The following is a 21,562-nucleotide window of genomic DNA, read 5'->3' as shown; positions in this document are numbered from 1 at the left end:
CTTCCCTTGTAGACTATCGGTATCGGGAATGACGCTCGATAGCGGCAGCCGAGTCAAGCTCGATGTCACTCATCGTCTGTAGATAGGACCTATGCAGGCGCGCCTTCATGGCGTCGTGGACATACGCCAGCGCCTCGCCAAAAATCTGAGACGCCTTCGCGAGCAGAAGGGCTTATCGCAGGAGAAATTTGCCTTCGAGGCGGAGATTCACCGGACCTATGTCTCGGACATCGAGCGGGGCGCTCGGAATCCGACAATCCTAGTGATCGAGAGGCTGGCTCGCCCCCTCGGCGTCACGGCCTCCGATCTCCTGGCCGAAACCGAATAGCTCGAAAAGCTGCGTCTGGACTGGGGTGCCGGCCCATGGCTGAAGCGGTGCCGGAGAGAGAAAATGGGCGAAGACGCCGAGCGCCACCGAACCATAGCGACGCTCCTTGTGACGGCCGGGGCTCTCATGGAGGACGGGAGTGTCGATGCCGTGTCGGCGTTGCCGCTCGATCTCGAATCGATCCGGAGGCGAACGCGGTCGCTGGCCCGCATCGGGAGGGAGATCGCCCTTCTCACAGCGACCGCGGAGATCCTGTCGCGGCCGTCTGCGCGGGAGGTCTAGCGATCGTCGCCCAAGCCGCAGGAGGGGGGGGCTTGCTTTTGAAGCGATCGGCCCACTAGCCTGCGAACGAAACGCTGCGGAAAGACACCGATTTGCTGACGACTATTCCCTCTGACCGACCCGAGCGACGCGGTCCGAAAGGGCCTTGGCGTAGCCGGCGGGATCGCCCTTGGTGGATTATGAGGGGGCGCCCTACGAAATACGACGTAGAAGAGCTTTTTAGCCTGTTTGTGCAACTCGAGGCGATTGCCCGGGTTATCGGGCCGCACCTAAACGGCGTTATCGAAAGGGAGCATCTCTTCGAGCGCTTCTCCGACGATAGCGTCGCCCGCCTCTCCAGATCCCGAAAACGCACGTTGCGACGCCTGCACGCCGAGGGTCGCCGAGAGCTCGAAGTCTGGCGCAAGATCCTCTTCAACGGCCGTCCGCACCCATATGCTTTGCGGATCGATCAGGCGCTCGATGCGCAAATCGAGCGCTTGCGCAACCTCTCGCCTCGGGAACGCCGGATCGTGACGCTGCCTTGAAACGCCGATGCCGGCCTACTCGTCGGGCCGCACCGCGCTATTCTTCGCCAGCATCCGCCCCCCAATCGCTGGGCTCTTCCGGCACCCCCTCCATCGCAATCTTTTCCGCCAACGAGCGGCCGTCAGGTCTGCCCATCGCATGCGCAAATTGAAGCAGGAGCCGCGTCGGCGCCGCGCGACGCGGACCGTTTGCCTCCTCTTCCCAGTGCCGCTCGAGAGCCCCGATGACCTCGGGAAAGCGCTGCAGAATCGCAATTTCCGCTCTTTCGCGAGGAAGCGAATCCGCTTCCAGATTCTCCCGCATCGTCATGAGCTTATCGACTAACTTGTCGAGCCCTTTGGAGATTTCACTTCCGTCGGAATCGTTGGCTTGCGGCTGAGGCGGCATTTGATCGAGAAGCCGCTTCGCGTCTTGCGCGCTCCCATTGATCCCTTTGTTGATGAACGACCGGGTAGCCATCTCGCGCATCGTCATCTTGCGCTTCTTGCCCCCTACGGTCGCGACGACCTCCTCGTCGAGGAGCGCGGCCATCAGGTCCTCCTGGGACTTCGCGCGCTTTTTCTTGGGACGGCCAGGCGAAGCTCTATTGCCGGGCTTAAAGCGGCCTGAGAGTGGGGGGCGCTTGTAGCCGACCCGGTCGTCGGAGTCGTCGCCGCTCATAGCGTGTCCTCCCGAGTCTCGGATGCGACCCGATCGAAAGCGCGGCGGGTTTGCGCGTGGATCGCCTCGCGACCGGTCAGCGACTGCCAGCGGCGTACGGCGAGGTCGACGTAAAGCGGATCGAGATCCATTCCGAAGCAGCGCCGCCCCGTCCGCTCGGCCGCGATCAGGGTCGTGCCGGATCCCAAGAAGGGATCCAGAACAATGTCCCTCCGGCGTGTCGAATCGAGGATGGCATCGGCGACCATGTCGACATTCTTCGGGGTCGGGTGGTGCGCCAGCAGGTCCCCTTCGTCTCCTCTCCGGCTCATGGTCAGGGCCGAGGGATAGGACCAAAGATTCGACCTATTTCTCCCGTTCACCCCTAGTTCGATGTTGTTTCGGTGAGGGGCGCCCGGGACCTTGAAGAGAAGAATCTCCTCGTGTTGCGACTTGTAGTGGCTGCCCATCCCCGCCCGATCCTTGCCCCACACGATAAGGTTTAGGAGGTCGCCCAAAAATGGCCTCGCCGCGCGCAAGAGGATCTCGAGCGATCGCCAGTCGATCGCGATATATGCAAGCGCACCGGGGCGCGCGTGCGCCACCATCGCCTCGCAGAACCCGGCGAAGAGCCGATCGAGCTGCCCGTCTTTATTGCCCTCCGCACCCTCCACGAAAGTCCGATGACCGCGGGTCGAGATTGAATCGACGCCAATGCCATAGGGAGGGTCGGTGAAAATCGCGTGGGCTCGCGAGCCCGCCATGAGCGCGACGTACGAGACCTGCTGTGTGGCGTTTCCATGCGCGACTCGGTGTTTGTCGAGCAGCCAATTGTCGCCGGGGCGGGTGACGGCCGGGCCCGAGGGGGCTAGGAATGGCCCTTCGGCCACAGCCGACCCTTGAGCTGCAAAGATCGCCAGATCGACCTCGGTGACGCTCAAACCGAGGTCCTCGACCTGAAGTTCGGGGAGGTCCGCCTCCAGCTGAAGGACTAGATTGCCAAGTTTGATCCGATCGAAGTCGCCGAGCTCCCCCAGCCTGTTCAACGCTATAGAAAGAGCGCGTTGCTCAGCTTGGGATAGGTTTTCGGCTCGAACGCCCGGAAGCGTCGCTCGTCCGAGTGCGCGCGCCGCCAGGACCAGCAAATAGCCCGCGAGCACGTTGTTCTCGCTGCCGACCACGATGGGCGGGACGTATTTGAGGCGCCGGAGAATCGCCGTGGCCTTCTTTGTCTCTCGGCGACTGAATGAGCGCGGGTCGACTCCGTCTTGAATCAGCGGGTCGACGGGAAGCTGCTCGACAATGTGATAGCTATTATGTCCGAGCCCTGGGACATCGGCTCGACTCGCTACCGCCCGTGTCGATTTCGTCATGTTCGAATCCCCCCGGTTGAGTGGACTCGTCAGACAGACCGATACGGTGAGCGGAAAAAGACCTGGATGATCTGGGGCTGAGGCCTTTCCGACAGCAGACGCTACGCATCCGACCGGATGCGGCTGTTCAGCTTTGCGCCCAAAGCGGACGTCCAAGCCGCTTGATTATCGGCTTGGAAATTGCCGTTTCGAGGCGCCCCCAAACCGGGCGGCTTCATCGCGATGCCTTCTGAAATCGGGAGCGGATTCACCCGGCGTCGTTCGCAAGGACGGCATATCTTCTCGCGGATACAGAGCGGTTGAAAAGGACCGTTCAGACCGTCAGGGGTGCGGGCTCAGCGAGATTGGCTGCTTCGCCTGTTTCGAGCCGACCGCCGCCGCGATCGCCGACTTGAGCTGCTCCAGGGTGAAGGGCTTGGAGAGAACCAGCGCTTCCGCCGCCTCGATCGCGTTCGCCCTCGCGCTCGGAAAGCCGCTGATGATCAGGCCGGGCAAGTGGGGCCGGCATAAGCGCACCTGCCTGAGCATCTCGACCCCGGACATGAGGGGCATCGCATAATCGGTGATGATGAGGTGGTAGGCTTCCGCGTTCGCCTTGAGCCGCTCGATGACCGACGCGCCGTCGTTGGCGGCCTCGACCGAATGGCCGAGGTCGCGGAGCATGCCGGCGGTCGCCTCGCGGACGCCGTCGTGATCGTCGACCAGGAGGATGCTGAGGCTCCCCGTCTCGGCGGCCTCGGAGACTTCGTCGACCTTCTGCTCGGCGCCCTCGCCGCGCGCGGCCGTCGGGAGCCAGATCTCGACGCGGGTGCCCTCGCCCAGCGTTGAGTCGATGTCGATCGCGCCACCGGACTGCTGGGCGAAGCCGTAGACCATCGCCAGGCCGAGACCGGTGCCCTCGCCGACCGCCTTAGTCGTGAAGAACGGCTCGGTCACCTGTTCGAGCAGCTCGGGCGCAATGCCGCCGCCGGTATCCGCGACGGCGAAAACGACATAGTCGCCCGGCACGAGACCGAGCCGCCCGCCCACGGCCTCGGCATTGCGTGCGGTCACCGCGATCCGCCCGCCCTCGGGCATCGCGTCGCGCGCATTGATGATGAGGTTCATCAATGCAAGCTCGAGCTGGGTCGAATCGGCCCAGGCGCGGCTCACCCCGTTCTCGATTTCCCATTCGAGCGTCACGAGTCCGCCCAGCGTATGGGCGAGAAGGTCGTTGACGCTGACCGAGAGTGCCGCGGGGTCAATACTGTCCGGCTGCAACTGCTGGCGCCGCGCGAAGGCGAGGAGGCGCCGGATCAGCTCCGACCCCTGCTCGGCCGCCCGGCGCGTCATCGCCACGATCCTGCCTTGCTCCTCGTCGAGCTTCAGCCGCCTCTCGATGAGGCCGATACCGCCGAGCACGGCGGCGAGCAGATTGTTGAAATCGTGCGCGATGCCGCCAGTGAGCTTGCCGATCGCGTCCATCTTGCGCGCCTGGAGGAGTTGGCTCTCAAGCGCCCGCTGCTCGCTCACGTCGAGCAGGGTGCCCGCATATTGCGCGGCCGCGCCCTCCTCGTCGCCGAGGCGCACCGCCTGGTCGAGAAAATGCCGGTAGCGGCCGTCGGCGCACTGCCAGCGATATTCGATCGCCATGACGCCGGTGCGCTGCCTTTCATCGAGCGCCTGAATCGCTCGCTCGCGATCCTCCGGGTGGAGTCGTTCGGCCCACAAGTCGGGATTGCGCTCGACGTCAGCTAGGCCGAAGCCGGTAAGCGCCGCGAAATTGCCGCCGACGAATTGGGGAACGCGCGGAGAGACGCGCTCGGGCTCAAGATAGAGCACGATCGGCAGCGAGCGGATGATCGCCGCCTGGCGTTGCTCGGCGACGCGCAACTCCTGCTCGACCCGGAGGCGCTCGGCATTGGCCTCGAGATTGGCGTCGAGCAGGGCCCGCTCCTGTTCGGCTTTGCGCCGAACCTCGCAGGTCATCCGGAAAAGATCGACGAACACCGCCACCTTGGAGCGCAGCACGACCGGCTCGACCGGCTTGAACACATAGTCGACAGCGCCCATCGCGTAGCCGCGCAGCAGATGCTCCTTTTCCTTGTTGATCGCGGAGAGGAAGACGATGGGAACGCGCTTGGTCTGCTCGCGGGAGCGGATCATCTCGGCCGCCTCGTAGCCGTCCATCCCGGGCATGTAGACGTCGAGCAGGATCACCGCGAACTCGCCTTTGAGGAGATGGCGCAGCGCCTCTTCTCCGGACGACGCGGTCTCGACCTCCGCCAAATCCTCGATGACGGTCCGGATCGCGAGCAGGTTCCGCTCATCGTCGTCAACGACGAGCACCCGGGGCCGCGGCTGGATGCCGGCTGCCTCCAGTTCGATGGGCGAAAGTGCAGCCTCCGGCTCTGCGACAGGCCCGGGCGGTGAGTTCGCCATGGATCTCACTTCGCCGCGACCGGCGCCGCCAGCGAGGCCTGGGCGGGGGCCCGCTGCCGCGACTTGCCGACCCAGACCCGGAGCAGCGCGAGCAGCAGGTCGATGTCGACCGGCTTCGCGATATAGTCGGAGGCACCCGCATCAAGGCATTTCTGACGGTCGCCCTTCATCGCCTTGGCGGTGACCGCGATCAGCGGCACGGCGGCCGTGGCGGGCTGGGCCCGAATCAGCCGCATCGTCTCATATCCGTCCATCTCGGGCATCATGATGTCGATCAGGGCGGCATCGATGCCGGGGGTCTGCTCAAGAATGAGGATGCCGTCCTTTCCCCGCTCCGCGTGGAGCACTTCGACGTCGAAGCTCTCCAATACGCTCGTCAGCGAGTAGATGTTCCTGATGTCGTCATCGACGATGAGGACGCGCGCGCCGGCCAGCTCCGGGACGGGATGCGGCCGCGCTGCTTCCTCGGCGGTGCGCGGCCGCCTCCGGCGCTTGCCGACGCGTGCGCGAAGCTGCGCGAAGGTCGCCTGGAGTTCGTCCGGGTCGGCCGGCTTGGCCGTGACCCCGAACGCGCCGAGCGCCGTCACCGAGGAGATCTCGTCCGCTCCGGAGATCACATGGATCGGGATGTCGCGGGTCTGGGCGTCGTGCTTGAGGAGGTCGAGCAGGACGAAGCCATTGATGTCGTCCAGGCCGAGATCGAGCGTGATCGCGTCGGGTCTGAGCTTGCGCGCCATGGCGAGCGTGCCTGAGCCGGCGATCGAAATCACGCCCTTCAGACCGGCCGATCGGGCGAGGTCGAGCAGGATCGAGGCGAAGGCGATGTCGTCCTCGACGATCAGAACGAAGGGATCGTTGGCTAGATTGTCGCGGTCGTCGCTGACGCCGATCGCCGGCAGCGCGGCCGGAACGCCGGCGCCGGTATTGTCGTAGCGCACGGTCGATCCGGTCCCGGCGGAACCGACGATCGCCGGAGCCTCGAGGGGCACGAAGAGCGTGAAGGTCGACCCCTCGCCGGGCCTGGAGCGGACCTGAAGCTCGCCGCCCAGCAGGCGGGCGATCTCACGGCTGATCGATAGGCCGAGCCCGGTGCCGCCATATTTGCGGCTGGTCGTCGCGTCGGCCTGCTGGAACGCCTCGAAAATCAGCTTCTGCTTCTCGTCGGGGATGCCGATCCCGGTGTCGGTGACGGCGATCTCGATCGCCCGGTCGAAATTGCGGAGCACGGGATGGTTGCTGTTCCACCCGCTCTCGACGCAACGCGCCGCGAGCGTGATGCTGCCCTCGGCGGTGAATTTGAAGGCGTTGGACAGGAGGTTGAGCACCACCTGCTGCAGCCGCTTCTCGTCAGTACGGATCGCGTCGGGCAGATTGTCGTCGAACGCGATGATGAGATCGAGGCCCTTGTCGGCTGCCACCTGCCGGAAGGTCCGCTCCATATGCTGCCTGAGACCCTGCATCGGCATATCGCCGATCTCGATCGAGATCGTGCCCGATTCGATTTTCGAAAGGTCGAGACTGTCGTTGATGAGGTTGAGGAGGTCCGAACCGGCCGAATGGATGGTCCGCGCGAACTCGGTCTGCTTTTCGTTGAGATTGCCCTGCGGATTGTCGGCGAGGAGCTTGGAAAGGATGAGCAACGAGTTCAGCGGGGTGCGCAACTCGTGGCTCATATTGGCGAGGAATTCGGACTTGTATTTCGAGGTGAGCGCGAGCTGCTCGGCCTTCTCCTCGATCGCCCGACGCGCCATGTCGATCTCGAGATTCTTCGCCTCGACCTGCTTCTTCTCATTCTCCAGCAGCTGCGCCTTCTCCTGCAGCTCCTCGTTGGTCGCGTGCAGCTCCTCCTGCTTGCGGGTGAGCTCGGTCTGCCGTGCCTGCAGCTCCTGGGTGAGCAGCTGCGACTGTTTCAACAGCCCCTCGGTGCGCATCGTCGCGGCGATCGTGTTGAGGACGATGCCGATCGAGTCCATCAGCTGGTCGAGGAAATTCTGGTGGGTTTCGTTGAACTCGCTGAACGAGGCGAGCTCGATCACCGCCTTGACCTCGTCCTCGAACAGAGCGGGCAGGATGTTGACGTTGACCGGCGCCGCATGGCCGAGGCCCGAGCCGATCCGGATGAAATCGGGCGGCACGTCCTTGAGCAGGATCGGGCGTTTGTCCGCAGCGGCCTGCCCGACCAGCCCTTCGCGCAACTCGAACTCGCGCTTCAGCCCGTCCGTGCCGTCGGCGCCATAGCTTGCCACCAGCTCGAGCCGGGTGTCGTCCTCCTCGCGCGTCGTGACATAGAAGACGCCATATTGGGCGTTCACCAGCGGCGCGAGCTCGGACATGACGAGGTTCGAGACGGTCGCGAGGTCGCGTTCGCCCTGCAGCATGCGGCTGAACCGGGCGAGATTCGTCTTGAGCCAGTCCTGCTCCGCATTCTTCAGGGTCTGCTCCTTGAGATTGCGGATCATCTCGTTGATCGTGTCCTTCAGGGCCGCCATCTCGCCCGAGGCCTCGACCGCGATCGAGCGCGTCAGGTCGCCCTTGGTGACCGCCGTCGCCACGTCCGCGATCGAGCGCACCTGGTTCGTTAGGTTCGCCGCGAGCTGGTTCACGTTGTCGGTGAGGTCGCGCCACAGGCCGGCTGCACCCGGGACGCGCGCTTGGCCGCCGAGCCGCCCCTCGATTCCGACCTCGCGGGCCATGTTGGTCACTTGGTCGCCGAAGGTCGACAAGGTCTCGATCATGAAATTGATCGTCTCGGCGAGCGCGGCGATCTCGCCCTTGGCATCCACCGTCAGCTTGCGCTTGAGATTGCCCTGAGCGACCGCGGTCACGACGTCGGCGATGCCGCGCACCTGATTCGTGAGGTTCGTCGCCATCAGGTTCACATTGTCGGTGAGATCCTTCCAGGTGCCGCCGACGCCCGGAACCTGCGCCTGACCCCCGAGCTTGCCCTCGGTGCCAACCTCGCGGGCGACGCGAGTCACTTCGGATGCAAAGCCGTTCAGCTGGTCCACCATGACGTTGATGGTGTTCTTGAGCTCGAGGATCTCGCCCTTCACGTCGACGGTGATCTTCTTGGAGAGGTCGCCCCGGGCGACGGCCGTGGTCACCTCGGCGATGTTGCGGACCTGACCGGTCAAATTCTCGGCCATCAAATTCACATTGTCCGTGAGGTCCGCCCACGTGCCCGCGACGCCGGGCACCTGCGCCTGCCCACCCAGTTTGCCCTCGGTGCCGACCTCGCGCGCGACGCGGGTGACTTCCGAGGCGAAGCTGTTGAGCTGATCGACCATCGTGTTGATGGTCTGCTTGAGCTCCAGGATCTCGCCTTTCACGTCCACGGTTATCTTCTTCGAAAGGTCGCCCAACGCCACCGCGGTCGTCACTTCCGCGATATTGCGGACCTGGCCGGTGAGGTTCGCCGCCATCGCGTTCACATTGTCGGTGAGGTCCTTCCAGGTTCCGCCGACGCCTTCGACCTGGGCCTGGCCGCCGAGCTTGCCCTCCGAGCCGACCTCGCGCGCCACTCGGGTCACCTCGCTGGCGAAGCTGTTGAGCTGGTCCACCATCACGTTGATCGTGTTCTTGAGCTCGAGAATCTCGCCCTTCACGTCAACCGTGATCTTCTTCGACAGGTCGCCCCGGGCGACCGCCGTGGTCACCTCGGCGATGTTGCGGACCTGGCCAGTCAGGTTGCCGGCCATCAGGTTCACATTGTCGGTGAGGTCGGCCCAGGTGCCGGCCACGCCCTCGACCTGGGCCTGGCCGCCGAGCTTGCCTTCAGAGCCCACCTCGCGGGCGACGCGGGTAACCTCCGAGGCGAAGCCGTTGAGCTGGTCCACCATCACGTTGATCGTGTTCTTGAGCTCGAGAATCTCGCCCTTCACATCGACGGTGATCTTCTTGGAGAGGTCGCCCCGCGCGACCGCGGTGGTGACCTCGGCGATGTTGCGCACCTGCCCCGTGAGATTGTCGGCCATCAGGTTGACGTTGTCGGTCAGGTCGGCCCAGGTGCCGGCGACGCCGGGCACCTGCGCCTGACCCCCGAGCTTGCCCTCGGTGCCGACCTCGCGGGCAACGCGGGTCACTTCCGAGGCGAAGCTGTTGAGCTGGTCCACCATGACGTTGATGGTGTCCTTGAGCTCCAGAATCTCGCCCTTCACGTCGACCGTGATCTTCTTCGACAGGTCGCCGCGCGCGACGGCGGTGGTCACCTCGGCGATGTTGCGGACCTGTCCGGTGAGGTTGGCCGCCATCAGGTTCACATTGTCGGTCAAGTCGGCCCAGGTGCCGCCGACCCCAGGCACCTGCGCCTGCCCGCCCAATTTGCCCTCGGTCCCAACCTCGCGCGCGACGCGAGTCACCTCGCTGGCGAACGCGTTGAGCTGATCGACCATGACGTTGATCGTGTTCTTGAGCTCCAGGATCTCGCCCTTCACGTCGACGGTGATTTTCTTGGAAAGGTCGCCCCGCGCGACCGCGGTCGTCACGTCGGCGATGTTGCGCACCTGGCCGGTCAGATTGGCCGCCATCAGGTTCACATTGTCGGTGAGGTCCTTCCAGGTTCCGGCGACGCCCGGGACCTGCGCCTGCCCGCCCAATTTGCCTTCGGTGCCGACCTCGCGGGCGACGCGGGTCACCTCGCTGGCGAACGCATTGAGCTGGTCCACCATCACGTTGATCGTGTTCTTGAGCTCCAGAATCTCGCCCTTCACCTCGACCGTGATCTTCTTGGAAAGATCGCCCGAGGCGACGGCGGTGGTGACTTCGGCGATGTTGCGGACCTGCCCCGTGAGGTTGGTCGCCATCGCGTTCACATTGTCGGTGAGGTCCTTCCACGTCCCGGCGACGCCCTTCACATTGGCCTGACCGCCGAGCTTGCCCTCCGTGCCGACCTCGCGCGCGACACGGGTCACTTCGGAGGCGAAGGAGGCGAGCTGCTCGACCATCGTGTTGACGATCTTGCCGATGCGCAGGAACTCGCCCCGCAGGCGCCGGCCCTCGATTTCGAGGGTCATCGCCTGCGACAGGTCGCCTTTGGCGACGGCGCCGATGACGCGCGCGACTTCCGCGGTCGGCTGGACCATATCCTCGATCAGCTCGTTCAGCGCGGTCAGCTTCGCCTCCCAGCCGCCGGTGGCGCCGCGCACGCGTCCGCGCTGGCTGATCTTGCCTTCCTTGCCGACGACGACCGACAGCCGCTCGAACTCGTCGGTCATCGCCCCTTCGAGGCTGACCACCTCGTTGAACAGGCGGGCGATCTCGCCGTCCGTGCCGGGCAGGTCCTCGGGCAGGCGCACGCTGAAGTCGCCGCGCCGGAAGCTGCGAAGCGCGCTGACGAGCTGACGGCGATCGAGGGTTTGGAGGGCGGAAAGGTCGTTCACGCAGCGCTCCTTCGTGCGGTCCCCCCCGCCCGAATCTGACTGCAGGCCCCCGCCCGGCGGTCCCTCATAGCAACAAGGTGGTGCGCAAACCCATAGGAAAATTGGTGAACGGAATAGCGGCCCTCGGGGGTTGTTTCGACGGCTCGGAGGGTTAGAAAGCCGGGCGGGGCGGGGACAAGTGAACGACCGGGACAATGCCCGGCAAAAGAGGTCCTAGCGCGCCGTCATGCCGTCCCGATCGGAAGTCTCCAGTTTTATCCGCGCCAGCTTCCGTTCGGTCTGGGCACTGGAACTCCTTTGTTTTCTCAGGCAGAATCGCGGGCGCAGCCATAAGCAGGAGGAGATGGTTGCGGCGCTGAGGGGGAGCGATCTCGTGGTCGAGCAGAGCGTCGAATCGCTGAGCGCGGCCGGCCTGGTGCTGACGGAGGCGGACGGCTCGGCGCGCTACGCCCCGACCGGACCCGAGCTGGAGAAGCTCGTCGGCGCCGCGGTCGCGCTCTACGCCAAGAGCCCGGACGCCGTCCGCAGGATGATCGTTTCGGCGGCAAGCCCGGGAATCACCGCGTTCGCCGACGCCTTCCGGTTGAGGAAGGACTGATCGCGATGGCCGATTATTTCCCCGCCGCCGTCTATCTCCTCTGCTTCCTGACCTCGGCGGCCTGTGCCGGTCTGCTGGCGCGCAACTATGCCCGCACCGGCGCGCGCGTCCTGCTGTGGAGCGCGGTCTGCTTCGTGCTGCTCGCGGCAAACAATTTCGTCGTCGTGCTTGATCTGCTGGTGATCCGTGATTGGGATTTCCGGCTCGTGCGGCACCTGCTGTCGCTCGGCGCGGTCGGCGTGCTGCTGTTCGGCTTCATCTGGGATCTGGAGGAATAAGCGTGCTCAGCGATTTCCTCTCCGGCGCGATCGTGATCGGCTTCGTCATCGCGGGCCTGTTCTTCCTGCGCTTCTGGAAGCGGACCAGGGAGAATCTGTTCGTCGCGTTCGCGCTGGCCTTCTGGCTGCTCGGCCTCACCCAGGCGCTGCTCACCTTCACCGACATTCCGGTCGAGGAGCGCAGCTGGCTCTATCTCCTCCGGCTTTCCGCGTTTCTGCTCATTCTGGGCTCGATCTGGGTCAAGAACCGTCGGACCCACTGAGACGTCCTGCAAATAGTATCGGCGATTTCGAGCGGCGAGAGGAGAGTGAATTCCAGGTCCGAAATTCGGGACGCGGCCCCGGAAGCTGACCGTCTGCTAGCGGCCAATTCCAGCCGTACTTAGCGCCCAATGCCTCAGCGACAGGTTGTGACCCCGGCTGACGGACTTGGCTGGTTGAATGTGCCTATCTTTCGGACCTGACATCCCGTTTTCGAATAAAGCTCGAACCCGATAATTCCCGTTTCTTCGGCCACCGATTCAAGCGCACAAAATAAGCAATATCAGTGGCTTAACTAAGACTCGCGTCCGCGCGACCGTAAAACCTCATAAAATTCCCGTTTTTGAAGCTAGAAAACGGGAACTCCTTCGCGAGACTGACTCGCTCGCGACTGTTTCCTGCACCAATTGCTTTCACTCCCGGAACGGCCCATCCTCCGACCATGGGGGAGACGGCCGAGCGGGAGACCGGGGAGCAGCGCCGCGCGCTCGGCTTTTGGCTGTGCCTCGCCCTCGTCATCGGTAATTTCATCGGCTCGGGCATCTTCCTGCTGCCCGCCCAGCTTGCGCCGTTCGGCTGGAACGCCTTTTTTGGCTGGTTGCTGACCATCGGCGGTGCGCTCTGCCTCGCCTACATCTTTGCGCGCCTCGCCCGCGCGATGCCGCTCTCATCGGGCCCATTCGATTATGTCGAGCGCGCCTTCGGCCGGCTCGCCGCCTTCGTCGTGACGTGGAGCTATTGGGTGGCGATCGTCGTCGGCAATGCGGCGCTCGCCGCGGCAGCGGTCAGCTATCTGTCCTGGTTCGCTCCGGCTCTGGCGAACGAGCCTGGCCTGGGGGCGCTGACCGCGATCGCCATGGTCGGGGCGTTGACCGCGGCGAACTGCATCAGCGTCCGCGTCGGCGGCGGCATCCAGGCGGCCACCGTGATCGCCAAGCTGCTGCCCCTCATCGTCGTCATCGCCATCACGCTCATCATCCTCGCCGAGGGCCGCCAAGACGCCGCGCCCGCGCTCCGCGCCGCCGATCTCAGCTTCGATTCGATCAGCGGCGCCGCGACCCTGACCTTGTGGGCGCTGCTCGGAGTCGAATGCGCCGCGGTCGCCTCGCGCAACGTCCGCGATCCCGGCCGCAACATTCCGCGCGCGACGCTGATCGGGACCTTGCTGGTCGGCCTGATCTACATCTGCGTCTCGTCGGCGGTGGCGATGCTCCTTCCGCAGGATCAGGTCGCCCAGTCCAACGCGCCGGTTGCCTTGTTCGTCAGCTATTATTGGGACGACAATCTCGCCGCGTTCGTGGGTCTGTTCGCCGCGGTGAGCGCGATGGGCGCCCTCAACGGCTTCATCCTGCTCCAGGGCGAGATGCCGCTGACGATGGCGCGCAGCGGCGGTTTTCCCGCCTGGTTCGCCAGGACCAGCCGGGCGGGCATCCCGGTCCGCGCGCATCTCCTGTCGAGCATGGGCACCGCGCTCCTGCTCGCGGCCAATTATTCGAGCACATTGGCCGAGCTCTTTCAGTTCATGATCCTGATCTCGACCTCGGCGACCCTGGTCCTCTACCTCGCCTGCTCGCTGGCCGCGCTCAGGCTGCAGCAGCTGCGCGTCGTCGAGGTCTCACGCGTCCTGCTCGCGGTCGCGGCGCTCGGCGCGGTCTATTCGGTCTGGACGCTGTACGGCGCCGGTTACGAGGCGCTGCTGTGGGGCGCGACTTTGCTCGCGGTCGGGATGCTGGTTTACGCGGCGATGCGGCTCAGCCGTCCCAACGCGCCGGCGGGGTCTCCGACCGGGTCTCCGGAATCAGCCGCCTGAGCTTGGCCGCGAAGCTGCGCAGGCAGACCTCGCTCTCGCCCAGCGGTCCGGGCCGGTAATAATTCGACTCCATGCCCTGCTGGACGCGGCGGATCAGCGCCGTGTCCTCCTCGTTGACCCGCCGGTTGATCCGCCAGTTCAGATAGCGCGCTGCCGTCATCTCGCGCTGCCCGTTCTCAGGTAATTTGGCGTCGGGGACGGCATAGCTGATCTCGCGGATCAGCGTCTCGGTCGGGCCGACGGGGACGAAATGCATGAAATCGACCTGGTCGGGATAGATGTCGAAGGCGACGTTCGGCCAGAGCTTGAAATAGAGCCAGCGCCGCCCGGCGCCTTCGGGAAGGAAATGCTGGTAGGCGCGCTCGGATGGATTGGTGGAGGGCCGCTCGAGCAAATCGCCCCACATCCGGTCGACATGCGCGCCCGCCTCGATCCCGTAGCCGGTGCCGAACAGGCGGGTGAGGCCGGGATGGGCGACGTTGATGTGCAGCCCGTCCGAATAATTGTCGGCGATGTTCTTCCAATTGACGTCGCGCGGGCGGAGCGTGATCCGGCCGAGCGCGCGCAGTTCCTCGAAGCGGTGCGGTCCGATCTCGGCCTCATAGGGCGCCAACATCTCGGCCACGGACGGGCCGCCGCCCTCCACCCGCACGAAGAGGAAGCCGCGCCAATTCTCCAGCTCGACCGGAATCAGGCCATGCACGCTGGGGTCGAGTCCCGGATAGTCCGCCTTGTGCGGGACGCCGATCAGGCGGCCGTCGGCTGCGTAGGTCCAGCCGTGATAGGGGCAGGTCAGCCGCTTCGCGCAGCCGCCCGTCCCGTCGACCAGCCGCGAACCGCGGTGGCGGCAGACATTGGCGAAGGCGCGCGCCGCCCCGTCCGCGCCCCGGATCACCATCACGCTCTCGCCCAGGATCTCGAGCGAGCGCCACTCTCCCGCCTCCGCGATGTCGCTCGCGTGGCAGACGATCTGCCAGGCCGGCCGGATCAGCCGCGCCATCTCGACCCGGAAATAAGCGGGATCGTGATAGACCCAGCCGGGCAGGCTGAGGTCGGGCTGCGGTTTGGCGGCGCGGACGGGCAAATGGGCAAGATCGGCCATGCCGCCCCCTAGCACGAGCGGCAGAAGTCGCGCCACGCGACTTTGCCAGCGCGCGCCGCCGTGCCATAGGCAGCCGATTGCGAGGGCTATGGCCGGGATTTCTGGATTCGGGCGGATCGGGGCGGCGGCGACGGCGCTGGTGGCTTGGGCGGGCCTTGCCGTGCAGTTCGAGGCGAGCCTGGGTCTGGCGGGATCCGCGCCCGCCGCGGCCTGGGCGATGCTGCGCTATTTCACTGTCATCACCAACCTGTTGGTCGCCCTCGCCTTCACCGGCATCGCCTTCGGGGCCGAGCGACTCGCCAGGCCCTTCGTGCTGGGCGGGCTCACCCTTGCCATTCTGCTGGTCGGGATCGTCCATGCGGCGCTGTTGCGCGGTCTTGTCGAGCTGAGCGGCGGTGCCTGGCTCGCCGACATCCTGCTGCATCAGGCATCGCCGCTGCTGGTTCCGCTCTACTGGCTCGCCTTCGCGCCCAAGCACGGGCTTCGATATGGCCATCCTCTGCGCTGGGCGGCCTACCCGCTCGGCTATTTCGCCTATGCGCTGGTCCGCGGCCGAATCGAGGGTCGCTATGCCTATCCGTTTCTAGACGTGCCGGCGCTGGGCTGGGCGGCCGCGCTGACCAACGGCGCGGCGATGGCGCTCGCCTTCGTCCTCGGCGGGCTCCTCCTCGTCGGTCTCTCGCGGCGGCTTGCCCGCCATTGACCGGAAGCGCCCCCGGGGCCACATCCCGGGCATGGACAAGATCGACCTGCCCGAGGGGGAATGGCGCGAACGGCTCAGCAAAGAGCAATATCATGTGTTGCGCGAAGGCGGCACGGAGCGCGCCTTTACCGGCCTCTACTGGGACAATCACGACGAAGGCGGCTATCGCTGCGCCGGCTGCGGCACCTTGCTGTTCGACAGCGACACCAAGTTCGACAGCGGCTCGGGCTGGCCGAGCTTCACCAGCCCGGCGGCGCGCGAGGCGGTGACCCTGCACGAGGATGTCAGCCACGGCATGGTCCGCACCGAGGTGAAGTGCGCCACGTGCGGCGGCCATCTCGGCCATGTCTTCCCCGATGGGCCGGGACCGGAAGGGCAGCGCTACTGCATCAATTCGGCCAGCCTCGCCTTCGAGGAGAAGTAAGGCCGCGTTCAGCCGCTTCGCGCTTCTGCTTGCGGCCGTGACTCGCGCAACCTATCCCTGAGAGCCAATGGCCAGCGCCCCTCCCAAGCCGCGTTCGCGCGCCCGGCGTATCCTCGTCGCCGCGCTCAAGATTTCGCTCTATTCCTTCATCGTCATGACGATCGCGGTCGGCGTCGCGGTCGCGGTCGCGGTCAACCAGCTCCCCTCCTATGGCGAGCTCGTGCGCCGCGACGATCTCGGCCAGATGGTGCGGGTGCGCGCCGCCGACGGCACCGTGATCCACACAATGGGGCCGAGCTTCGGCGAGTGGCTGCCCTATAGCGACATCCCGCCGATCATGCGCGACGCGATGGTCTCGGTCGAGGACCGCCGCTTCCGCTCGCATTTCGGAATCGACCCGATCGGCATCGTCCGCGCCTTCTACGTCCGCATCCGCTCCGGCGCCTGGGCGCAGGGCGGATCGACCATCACCCAGCAGCTCGCCCGCAACATCTTTCTCTCCAACGACCGGAGCTGGATCCGCAAGATCCGCGAAGGCATCCTCGCGATGGCGCTGGAGTGGCGCTACACCAAGGACCAGATCCTCGAACTCTATCTGAACCGGGTCTATTTCGGCGGCGGCGCCTACGGCATCGACGCCGCCTCGCGCCGCTTCTTCGGCCATCGCGCGACCGAGCTCAGCACTGGCGAAGCGGCGATCATCGCCGGTCTGGTCAAGGCGCCGTCCAACTATTCGCCCACCGCCGATCAGGATGCTGCGCGCGGCCGCGCCGGCGTCGTGCTCGACCTGATGGTGGAAAACGAGACGATCACGCGCGGGGAAGCGGCCGCCGCGAACCCGCGGCAGATCGAGTTCGCGCGCAGCACCGAGCGCCACACCAGCCTGCGCTATTTCGTCGACTGGGTGCTGCCGCAGCTCGACATGCTGATCGACGAGACGATTCAGCCGCTCGACGTCTGGACGACGATCAACGTCGGCATGCAGGGGCTGGCGGAGCAATCGCTCAACGCCAACGCGCCGCGCGGCGCGCAAGGGGCGATGATCACGCTCGACCGCGACGGCGCGGTGCGCGCGATGGTCGGCGGCCGCGATTATGTGAACTCCAGCTACAACCGGGTCACCCAGGCGACCCGCCAGCCGGGCTCGTCGTTCAAGCTCTTCGTCTATCTGACCGCGCTCGAATCGGGCTACCGGCCGGACAGCATCGTCCAGGACGCGCCGATCACGGTGGGCGGCTGGAGCCCGCGCAACGACAATGGCCGCAACGTCGGCGCGGTGCCGCTGCGCGTCGCCTTCGCTTATTCGATCAACACGGTGGCGGTGCGGCTCGCCCGGGAATCGGGCACGCGCGCGGTGGCGGACATGGCGCAGCGTTTCGGCATCACCACCCGGATCAATCCGCATCCGGCGATGGCTTTGGGCTCGTCCGAAGTGCGGGTGATCGACATGGCGCGCGCCTATGCCGCGGTCCAGCGCGGCGGGATCGGCGTCACCCCCTACGGCATCCGCCGGGTGACCACCGCCGACGGCACCCTGCTCTACCAGCATCAGGACGACGAGACCCGGGTCCTCGTCCAGCCCTGGGTCGCGCAGCAGATGACCGAATTGCTCGCCGGCGTCGTCTCCAACGGCACCGGCCGCGCCGCCGATCTCGGCCGGCCGACGGCGGGCAAGACCGGCACGACCTCGTCCAACAAGGACGGCTGGTTCATCGGCTTTTCGAGCGGGCTCACCACCGCGGTCTGGATGGGCCGCGACGACAATCGCGCCTTGCCCGGTCTCGCCGGCGGGCGGGCGCCCGCGCGCGCCTTCCACGATTTCATGGTCCGCGCCGTCGCGCATCGCCCGGTCGAGCAATTCCCGACCGACGCCGAGGCGCCCGACTGGCCAACCGGCGACAATGAGGAGATCTTCTTCGCCCCGCCCGAGGACGGTCCCCTCGTCGACATCGACGGCATGCCGATCGAGGAAACCCCGCCGGCCGACGACGAGTACGATCCTTATCGCCGCGACGCGGCTCGGCCCGAGGACGCGGTCCCCGTCGACGAGTTCGAGGAAAAGCTCTTTTACTGAGCGCCGAGACGGTGCAGCGATGCGCCCTCGCGCCTGAGCCACAGGCGGGCGGGCCCGGGGTCGACGCCGAGCAGCTGCTGAACCAGCGCATGAAAGTCGGGACCGTGGTGCATATGGACGAGGTGGGCGACCTCGTGCGCGACGGTGGCGCGGCGGACGAAGTCGGGCGCGAGGATCAGCCGCCAGCTGAACCGGACCGTGCCCGCGCTCGAGCAGCTCCCCCAGCGCGACACGGGATCGCCGACGCCGACTTTTGACGCCATGACGCCGGCTTTGGCCGCGAATTCCCGAGTCTCCTCGCGCAGCAGGATCAGCGCCTCGCTTTTGAGCCAGCGCAGCAATCGCGCCTCCAGCCCCTCGATCGGGCCGCCTGTCCGAAGGTTCACGCCGTTCCGCTCGATCCGGCGCGGCCGGGCCGGCTCCCAGTCGATCCGGTGCGGCGTGCCGCGGAACGGGATGGTGCCGCCGGGCACCAGGGGAGTGCCGGCGGGAATGTCGGCCAGCGTCTTTTCGACCCAGAGCTGATGCTCGGCCGCCCAGGCGAGCGCGCGCCGCCGCGAGACTCGCCGGGGCACGGTCAGGAGCACGGCGCGGGTGCGCGGATCGACCTTGAGCCGCAGCCGCTGCGCCCGCGGCGAGACCCGGATCGTGACCGGCACGCCGCCGAGGGAGAGCTCAGAGCTCACGATCGACGAGATGATGTTCGAGATCGCCCGCTTCATCCTCGGTCACCGTCCAGCCGCGCACCGACATGCCGGCGCGATGCACCTCCTCGCGGTCGCCGCAGATCAGATAATGCCAGTCCTTGAGCGGCTCGCCGTCGGCGCGGAGGCGATAGGCGCAGGTTGAGGGCAGCCAGTCGATCCCGGCGATGCTTTGCGCGTCCAGCCGCACGCAATCGGGGACGAAGACGCGGCGGTGCTTGTAATCCTTGCAGCGGCAGCTGCGCCGGTCGAGCAGGCGGCAGGCGACGTTGGTCGGGTAAAGCCGCCCGGTCTCGCCGTCCTCCAGTTTGTGCAGGCAGCATTTACCGCAACCGTCGCACAAAGCCTCCCATTCCTCGCGGTTGAGGTCGCCGATCGGCAGCTCCCAGAACCGCTCTCTCATCGCACCCAGCGCTCCAGTTCGCGAACGAAGGCGTCCACCCCTTCGTCATGGGGTAGGATGGCGACCGGCTCGCCCTGTGGGCCGTAGAGGACGATGATCCTGGTATGGTCGACCAGATAGTCGCCGCCCGGCGTCGCCGGCGGCTGGCGCTCGTAAAAGATGGCGTGCGCGCGGGCGACGCGGGCGACCTCGTCCTCGCTGCCGGTGAGGCCGAGGATGCGCGGATGGAAGGCGGCGACGTAGCGGGCGATCACCGGCGGTGTGTCTCGCGCCGGATCGACGCTGATGAAGAGCGGCTGCACCCGGGCGGCGCGCTCCGAATCGCTCTCCTCGAAGCGGCGCAGGCCCGCACCGATCGTGGCGAGATCGGTCGGGCAGACGTCGGGGCAGAAGGTGAAGCCGAAATAGACCAGCCGGTATTTGCCGGCGAAATCCGTGTCGCTGACCCGGCGGCCGTCCATCGCGGTCAGCGTGAACGGCCCGCCCATCGTCGCGCCCTTGAGCGGCGGATCCCCCGCGGGCGCGGCCTGGCAGCCGCCGAGCAGGAGGGCGATAAGGAGGGCGAAGAGGCCGAAGCGGGAAAAAGCGGCGCTTTCATTCATGACAGGACCAGCCTTGCTTTGCTAAACCGGCGCAATCAAGTCGCATGGAAGGAATCTCCCGGCCGATGGCCAGTCTCAACATTCGCGCGCTCGCCGCCGGCCTGCTCCTCGCCATTGCCGTCCCGGCGCTGGCGCAGATCAGCTTCTCGGACGGCTATACCTTCCTCAAGGCGGTGCGCGAGCGCGACGGCGCGACCGCGGAGCGGATCCTCTCCAATCCCAGCTCGAACGCGATCAACATCCGTGACCAGCGCACCGGTGACGGTGCGCTGCACATCCTCGCCCGCGAGCGCGAGCTGGGCTGGCTCGGCTTCATGCTCAACCGCGGCGCCCGCCCGGACCTTCAGGACAATGAGGGCAACACGCCGATCGTGCTGGCCGCGCAGATCGGCTGGCGCGAAGGCGTCGAGCGGCTGCTGATCGCCCGCGCGGACCCCAATCTCGCCAACCGGCGCGGCGAAACTGCCCTGATCTACGCGGTGCGGCGGGCCGACGTGCCGCTGGTCCGCCTGTTGGTGACCAACGGCGCCAACCCGAACCAGACTGACTTCGTCACCGGCAGCTCCGCGCTCGATTATGCCCGCCAGGATCCGCGCCGGCAGGCTGTGCTGCGCGAGCTCGAAGCAGCAGGTCGGCCCCAACCCCCGGCTCAGGTGCAGGGGCCCGCGCTCCCCGGCCAGTAATCAGTCGAGGCCGGCCAGGCTCGGATCGAGATCGCCGGCGAGGCGGCGCGCCGCGCGGCGGGCGAAGCGCAGGGTTTCGGCCTTTCGCCGCGCCGCCGCCAGCGGCCGCACCGGCGCCTCGCGGACCACCTCGGCGTCGTAGCGGTCGGCGACGATCAGCCCGGCGCAGTCCGGACCGTGACAGTCGCCGTCGAATGGATCGAGCGCGAAGCCCGCCGGCACCGCCCAGTAGAAAAGGTCGCAATAATCGAGATAATCGGGCCATTTCTGGTCGCCGAGCAGATCGGCGCGCGAGACCTTGATCTCGACGATGGTCAACTGCCCCTTGGGGCAGATCGCCATCAGATCGGCGCGGCGGCCGTTGGGCAGCGGCACCTCGCACAGGGCATAGGCTTCGGCGCGAAAGAACAATCTCGTCACCCCCCGCGCGACATCGCGCGCGGCCAGCGGCAGATCGTCGAAGCAGGCGGGCGAGTCGGGCAGGCTGGCCATGCCGTTAGACTAGAATGAAACGGGAACAATGCAAAGGCGGGTCAGAAAAAGGCCCGCTCCCCGGGCACGGGAGCGGGCCAATTCTCTCGCTGGGCTTTTGGGCTCAGCGATAGAAAACGTGGTTGCCGACCGTCGCGACCCGGGTCAGCCGCCAGCGCGGATTGACCCGGCGGGCGTGGAAGAAGAGCGCGCGCGGCGCGGCGCCCTCGGCGAGATCCTCCATCGCGATCTGCGCGATCGCGACCGCCTCGCGCCAGTCCCGCGAGCTTTCCGGCGGGGTCGGGATGACGCCACCGCGGACGAAGGAGAATTGGCCGCGCTGACGCACGACGCCGCAAATGCTCGACGGGAAGCGGCCTGATTCGGAGCGGTTGATGATCACCTCGGCGACGGTGAGCTGGCCGACAAGGGCCTCGCTCCGCGCCTCGTAATAGACCGCGCGCGCGAGGCACTCGGCTTCCTGGTCGGGAGTCTCGGTG

The 21,562-nt window shown here is 66.3% G+C and carries 21 protein-coding genes; 11 read left to right on the top strand and 10 right to left on the bottom strand.

What is annotated here, in order from left to right; genetic code table 11:
• Positions 1-91: 91 nt before the first annotated feature.
• The 3 genes from ACT4N8_RS07775 to ACT4N8_RS07765 all read left to right on the top strand — a co-directional run bounded on the left by ACT4N8_RS07775 (position 92) and on the right by ACT4N8_RS07765 (position 1,137).
• On the top strand, positions 92-328 hold the full coding sequence (locus ACT4N8_RS07775) for a helix-turn-helix domain-containing protein (protein ID WP_444857565.1): 237 nt from the start codon (positions 92-94) through the stop codon (positions 326-328).
• 63 nt (positions 329-391) lie between these two features.
• Positions 392-610 (top strand): hypothetical protein, encoded by a 219-nt coding sequence (locus ACT4N8_RS07770; RefSeq protein WP_444857564.1) that lies wholly within the window; start codon positions 392-394, stop codon positions 608-610.
• 230 nt (positions 611-840) lie between these two features.
• Positions 841-1,137 carry a hypothetical protein gene (locus tag ACT4N8_RS07765; protein ID WP_444857563.1) on the top strand — a complete coding sequence of 99 codons (297 nt, stop codon included), beginning with the start codon at positions 841-843 and terminating at the stop codon, positions 1,135-1,137.
• A gap of 37 nt (positions 1,138-1,174) precedes the next feature.
• Here ACT4N8_RS07765 and ACT4N8_RS07760 read toward each other — a convergent pair whose 3' ends face one another.
• The 4 genes from ACT4N8_RS07760 to ACT4N8_RS07745 all read right to left on the bottom strand — a co-directional run bounded on the left by ACT4N8_RS07760 (position 1,175) and on the right by ACT4N8_RS07745 (position 10,949).
• A complete protein-coding gene (locus ACT4N8_RS07760) occupies positions 1,175-1,798 on the bottom strand; it encodes a DUF5681 domain-containing protein (protein ID WP_444857562.1) in 624 nt (207 codons plus the stop codon).
• Positions 1,795-3,150 (bottom strand): DNA modification methylase, encoded by a 1,356-nt coding sequence (locus ACT4N8_RS07755; protein WP_444857561.1) that lies wholly within the window; start codon positions 3,148-3,150, stop codon positions 1,795-1,797. The genes ACT4N8_RS07760 and ACT4N8_RS07755 overlap by 4 nt, the downstream gene beginning before the upstream one ends.
• A 321-nt stretch (positions 3,151-3,471) precedes the next feature.
• Positions 3,472-5,571: a response regulator gene (locus tag ACT4N8_RS07750; RefSeq protein ID WP_444857560.1), complete on the bottom strand. Its 2,100-nt coding sequence runs from the start codon at positions 5,569-5,571 to the stop codon at positions 3,472-3,474.
• A 5-nt stretch (positions 5,572-5,576) separates the two neighbouring features.
• The gene (locus tag ACT4N8_RS07745; RefSeq protein WP_444857559.1) at positions 5,577-10,949 is read right to left on the bottom strand and encodes a HAMP domain-containing protein; all 5,373 of its coding nucleotides are present in this window, start codon (positions 10,947-10,949) and stop codon (positions 5,577-5,579) included.
• A 226-nt stretch (positions 10,950-11,175) separates the two neighbouring features.
• On the opposite strand from ACT4N8_RS07745, the gene ACT4N8_RS07740 reads away from it, so the two are divergent.
• From ACT4N8_RS07740 to ACT4N8_RS07725, 4 genes are all read left to right on the top strand, one after another.
• On the top strand, positions 11,176-11,547 hold the full coding sequence (locus ACT4N8_RS07740; RefSeq protein ID WP_444857558.1) for a hypothetical protein: 372 nt from the start codon (positions 11,176-11,178) through the stop codon (positions 11,545-11,547).
• A 5-nt stretch (positions 11,548-11,552) separates the two neighbouring features.
• Positions 11,553-11,825 (top strand): DUF5985 family protein, encoded by a 273-nt coding sequence (locus ACT4N8_RS07735; protein ID WP_444857557.1) that lies wholly within the window; start codon positions 11,553-11,555, stop codon positions 11,823-11,825.
• A 2-nt stretch (positions 11,826-11,827) separates the two neighbouring features.
• Complete coding sequence (locus ACT4N8_RS07730; protein ID WP_444857556.1) at positions 11,828-12,088, top strand: DUF5985 family protein; 261 nt, start codon at positions 11,828-11,830, stop codon at positions 12,086-12,088.
• A gap of 440 nt (positions 12,089-12,528) precedes the next feature.
• Positions 12,529-13,896 (top strand): APC family permease, encoded by a 1,368-nt coding sequence (locus ACT4N8_RS07725; protein ID WP_444857555.1) that lies wholly within the window; start codon positions 12,529-12,531, stop codon positions 13,894-13,896.
• Here ACT4N8_RS07725 and ACT4N8_RS07720 read toward each other — a convergent pair.
• Positions 13,838-14,998 carry an aromatic ring-hydroxylating oxygenase subunit alpha gene (locus ACT4N8_RS07720; RefSeq protein WP_444857554.1) on the bottom strand — a complete coding sequence of 387 codons (1,161 nt, stop codon included), beginning with the start codon at positions 14,996-14,998 and terminating at the stop codon, positions 13,838-13,840. The genes ACT4N8_RS07725 and ACT4N8_RS07720 overlap by 59 nt on opposite strands.
• An 88-nt stretch (positions 14,999-15,086) precedes the next feature.
• Between ACT4N8_RS07720 and ACT4N8_RS07715 the strand changes: the two genes are divergently transcribed.
• The 3 genes from ACT4N8_RS07715 to ACT4N8_RS07705 all read left to right on the top strand — a co-directional run bounded on the left by ACT4N8_RS07715 (position 15,087) and on the right by ACT4N8_RS07705 (position 18,199).
• Positions 15,087-15,701, top strand: a complete 615-nt coding sequence (locus tag ACT4N8_RS07715) for a Pr6Pr family membrane protein (protein ID WP_444857553.1) — start codon at positions 15,087-15,089, stop codon at positions 15,699-15,701.
• A gap of 31 nt (positions 15,702-15,732) precedes the next feature.
• Complete coding sequence (msrB, locus tag ACT4N8_RS07710) at positions 15,733-16,125, top strand: peptide-methionine (R)-S-oxide reductase MsrB (protein WP_444857552.1); 393 nt, start codon at positions 15,733-15,735, stop codon at positions 16,123-16,125.
• Positions 16,126-16,192: 67 nt separating this feature from the next.
• A complete protein-coding gene (locus ACT4N8_RS07705; protein WP_444857551.1) occupies positions 16,193-18,199 on the top strand; it encodes a transglycosylase domain-containing protein in 2,007 nt (668 codons plus the stop codon).
• Here ACT4N8_RS07705 and ACT4N8_RS07700 read toward each other — a convergent pair.
• From ACT4N8_RS07700 to ACT4N8_RS07690, 3 genes are read right to left on the bottom strand one after another with little or no spacing between them, the layout of a single operon-like run.
• Positions 18,193-18,921, bottom strand: a complete 729-nt coding sequence (locus tag ACT4N8_RS07700) for a M48 family metallopeptidase (RefSeq protein WP_444857550.1) — start codon at positions 18,919-18,921, stop codon at positions 18,193-18,195. The two genes, ACT4N8_RS07705 and ACT4N8_RS07700, sit on opposite strands and share 7 nt — an antisense overlap.
• On the bottom strand, positions 18,875-19,306 hold the full coding sequence (locus tag ACT4N8_RS07695; protein ID WP_444857549.1) for a YcgN family cysteine cluster protein: 432 nt from the start codon (positions 19,304-19,306) through the stop codon (positions 18,875-18,877). The genes ACT4N8_RS07700 and ACT4N8_RS07695 overlap by 47 nt, the downstream gene beginning before the upstream one ends.
• Complete coding sequence (locus ACT4N8_RS07690; RefSeq protein WP_444857548.1) at positions 19,303-19,908, bottom strand: SCO family protein; 606 nt, start codon at positions 19,906-19,908, stop codon at positions 19,303-19,305. Before ACT4N8_RS07690 ends, ACT4N8_RS07695 begins: the two co-directional genes overlap by 4 nt.
• A 65-nt stretch (positions 19,909-19,973) precedes the next feature.
• Between ACT4N8_RS07690 and ACT4N8_RS07685 the strand changes: the two genes are divergently transcribed.
• Complete coding sequence (locus ACT4N8_RS07685; RefSeq protein ID WP_444857547.1) at positions 19,974-20,591, top strand: ankyrin repeat domain-containing protein; 618 nt, start codon at positions 19,974-19,976, stop codon at positions 20,589-20,591.
• Here the strand turns inward: ACT4N8_RS07685 and ACT4N8_RS07680 are convergent, their stop codons facing one another.
• Complete coding sequence (locus ACT4N8_RS07680) at positions 20,592-21,083, bottom strand: MmcB family DNA repair protein (RefSeq protein WP_444857546.1); 492 nt, start codon at positions 21,081-21,083, stop codon at positions 20,592-20,594.
• 103 nt (positions 21,084-21,186) lie between these two features.
• On the bottom strand, positions 21,187-21,562 hold a 376-nt coding region (locus tag ACT4N8_RS07675), incomplete at its 5' end, for a cell wall hydrolase (RefSeq protein WP_444857545.1).

The sequence above is a fragment of the Sphingosinicella sp. genome (assembly GCF_052387495.1).
In the GTDB taxonomy this organism is placed as follows: Bacteria; Pseudomonadota; Alphaproteobacteria; order Sphingomonadales; family Sphingomonadaceae; genus Allosphingosinicella.
Note: the sequence above shows the minus strand (reverse complement) of the source record. Positions and strands in the feature narration are given on the sequence as shown.

Bases quoted from the DNA above. Each gene is read 5' to 3' on its own strand.
- ACT4N8_RS07775 (WP_444857565.1), top strand. From the start codon at position 92: ATGCAGGCGCGCCTTCATGGCGTCGTGGACATACGCCAGCGCCTCGCC.
- ACT4N8_RS07770 (WP_444857564.1), top strand. From the start codon at position 392: ATGGGCGAAGACGCCGAGCGCCACCGAACCATAGCGACGCTCCTTGTG.
- ACT4N8_RS07760 (WP_444857562.1), bottom strand. From the start codon at position 1,798: ATGAGCGGCGACGACTCCGACGACCGGGTCGGCTACAAGCGCCCCCCA.
- ACT4N8_RS07755 (WP_444857561.1), bottom strand. From the start codon at position 3,150: ATGACGAAATCGACACGGGCGGTAGCGAGTCGAGCCGATGTCCCAGGG.
- ACT4N8_RS07750 (WP_444857560.1), bottom strand. From the start codon at position 5,571: ATGGCGAACTCACCGCCCGGGCCTGTCGCAGAGCCGGAGGCTGCACTT.
- ACT4N8_RS07740 (WP_444857558.1), top strand. From the start codon at position 11,176: ATGCCGTCCCGATCGGAAGTCTCCAGTTTTATCCGCGCCAGCTTCCGT.
- ACT4N8_RS07735 (WP_444857557.1), top strand. From the start codon at position 11,553: ATGGCCGATTATTTCCCCGCCGCCGTCTATCTCCTCTGCTTCCTGACC.
- ACT4N8_RS07725 (WP_444857555.1), top strand. From the start codon at position 12,529: ATGGGGGAGACGGCCGAGCGGGAGACCGGGGAGCAGCGCCGCGCGCTC.
- ACT4N8_RS07720 (WP_444857554.1), bottom strand. From the start codon at position 14,998: ATGGCCGATCTTGCCCATTTGCCCGTCCGCGCCGCCAAACCGCAGCCC.
- ACT4N8_RS07715 (WP_444857553.1), top strand. From the start codon at position 15,087: ATGGCCGGGATTTCTGGATTCGGGCGGATCGGGGCGGCGGCGACGGCG.
- msrB (WP_444857552.1), top strand. From the start codon at position 15,733: ATGGACAAGATCGACCTGCCCGAGGGGGAATGGCGCGAACGGCTCAGC.
- ACT4N8_RS07705 (WP_444857551.1), top strand. From the start codon at position 16,193: ATGGCCAGCGCCCCTCCCAAGCCGCGTTCGCGCGCCCGGCGTATCCTC.
- ACT4N8_RS07700 (WP_444857550.1), bottom strand. From the start codon at position 18,921: ATGAAGCGGGCGATCTCGAACATCATCTCGTCGATCGTGAGCTCTGAG.
- ACT4N8_RS07695 (WP_444857549.1), bottom strand. From the start codon at position 19,306: ATGAGAGAGCGGTTCTGGGAGCTGCCGATCGGCGACCTCAACCGCGAG.
- ACT4N8_RS07690 (WP_444857548.1), bottom strand. From the start codon at position 19,908: ATGAATGAAAGCGCCGCTTTTTCCCGCTTCGGCCTCTTCGCCCTCCTT.
- ACT4N8_RS07685 (WP_444857547.1), top strand. From the start codon at position 19,974: ATGGCCAGTCTCAACATTCGCGCGCTCGCCGCCGGCCTGCTCCTCGCC.
- ACT4N8_RS07680 (WP_444857546.1), bottom strand. From the start codon at position 21,083: ATGGCCAGCCTGCCCGACTCGCCCGCCTGCTTCGACGATCTGCCGCTG.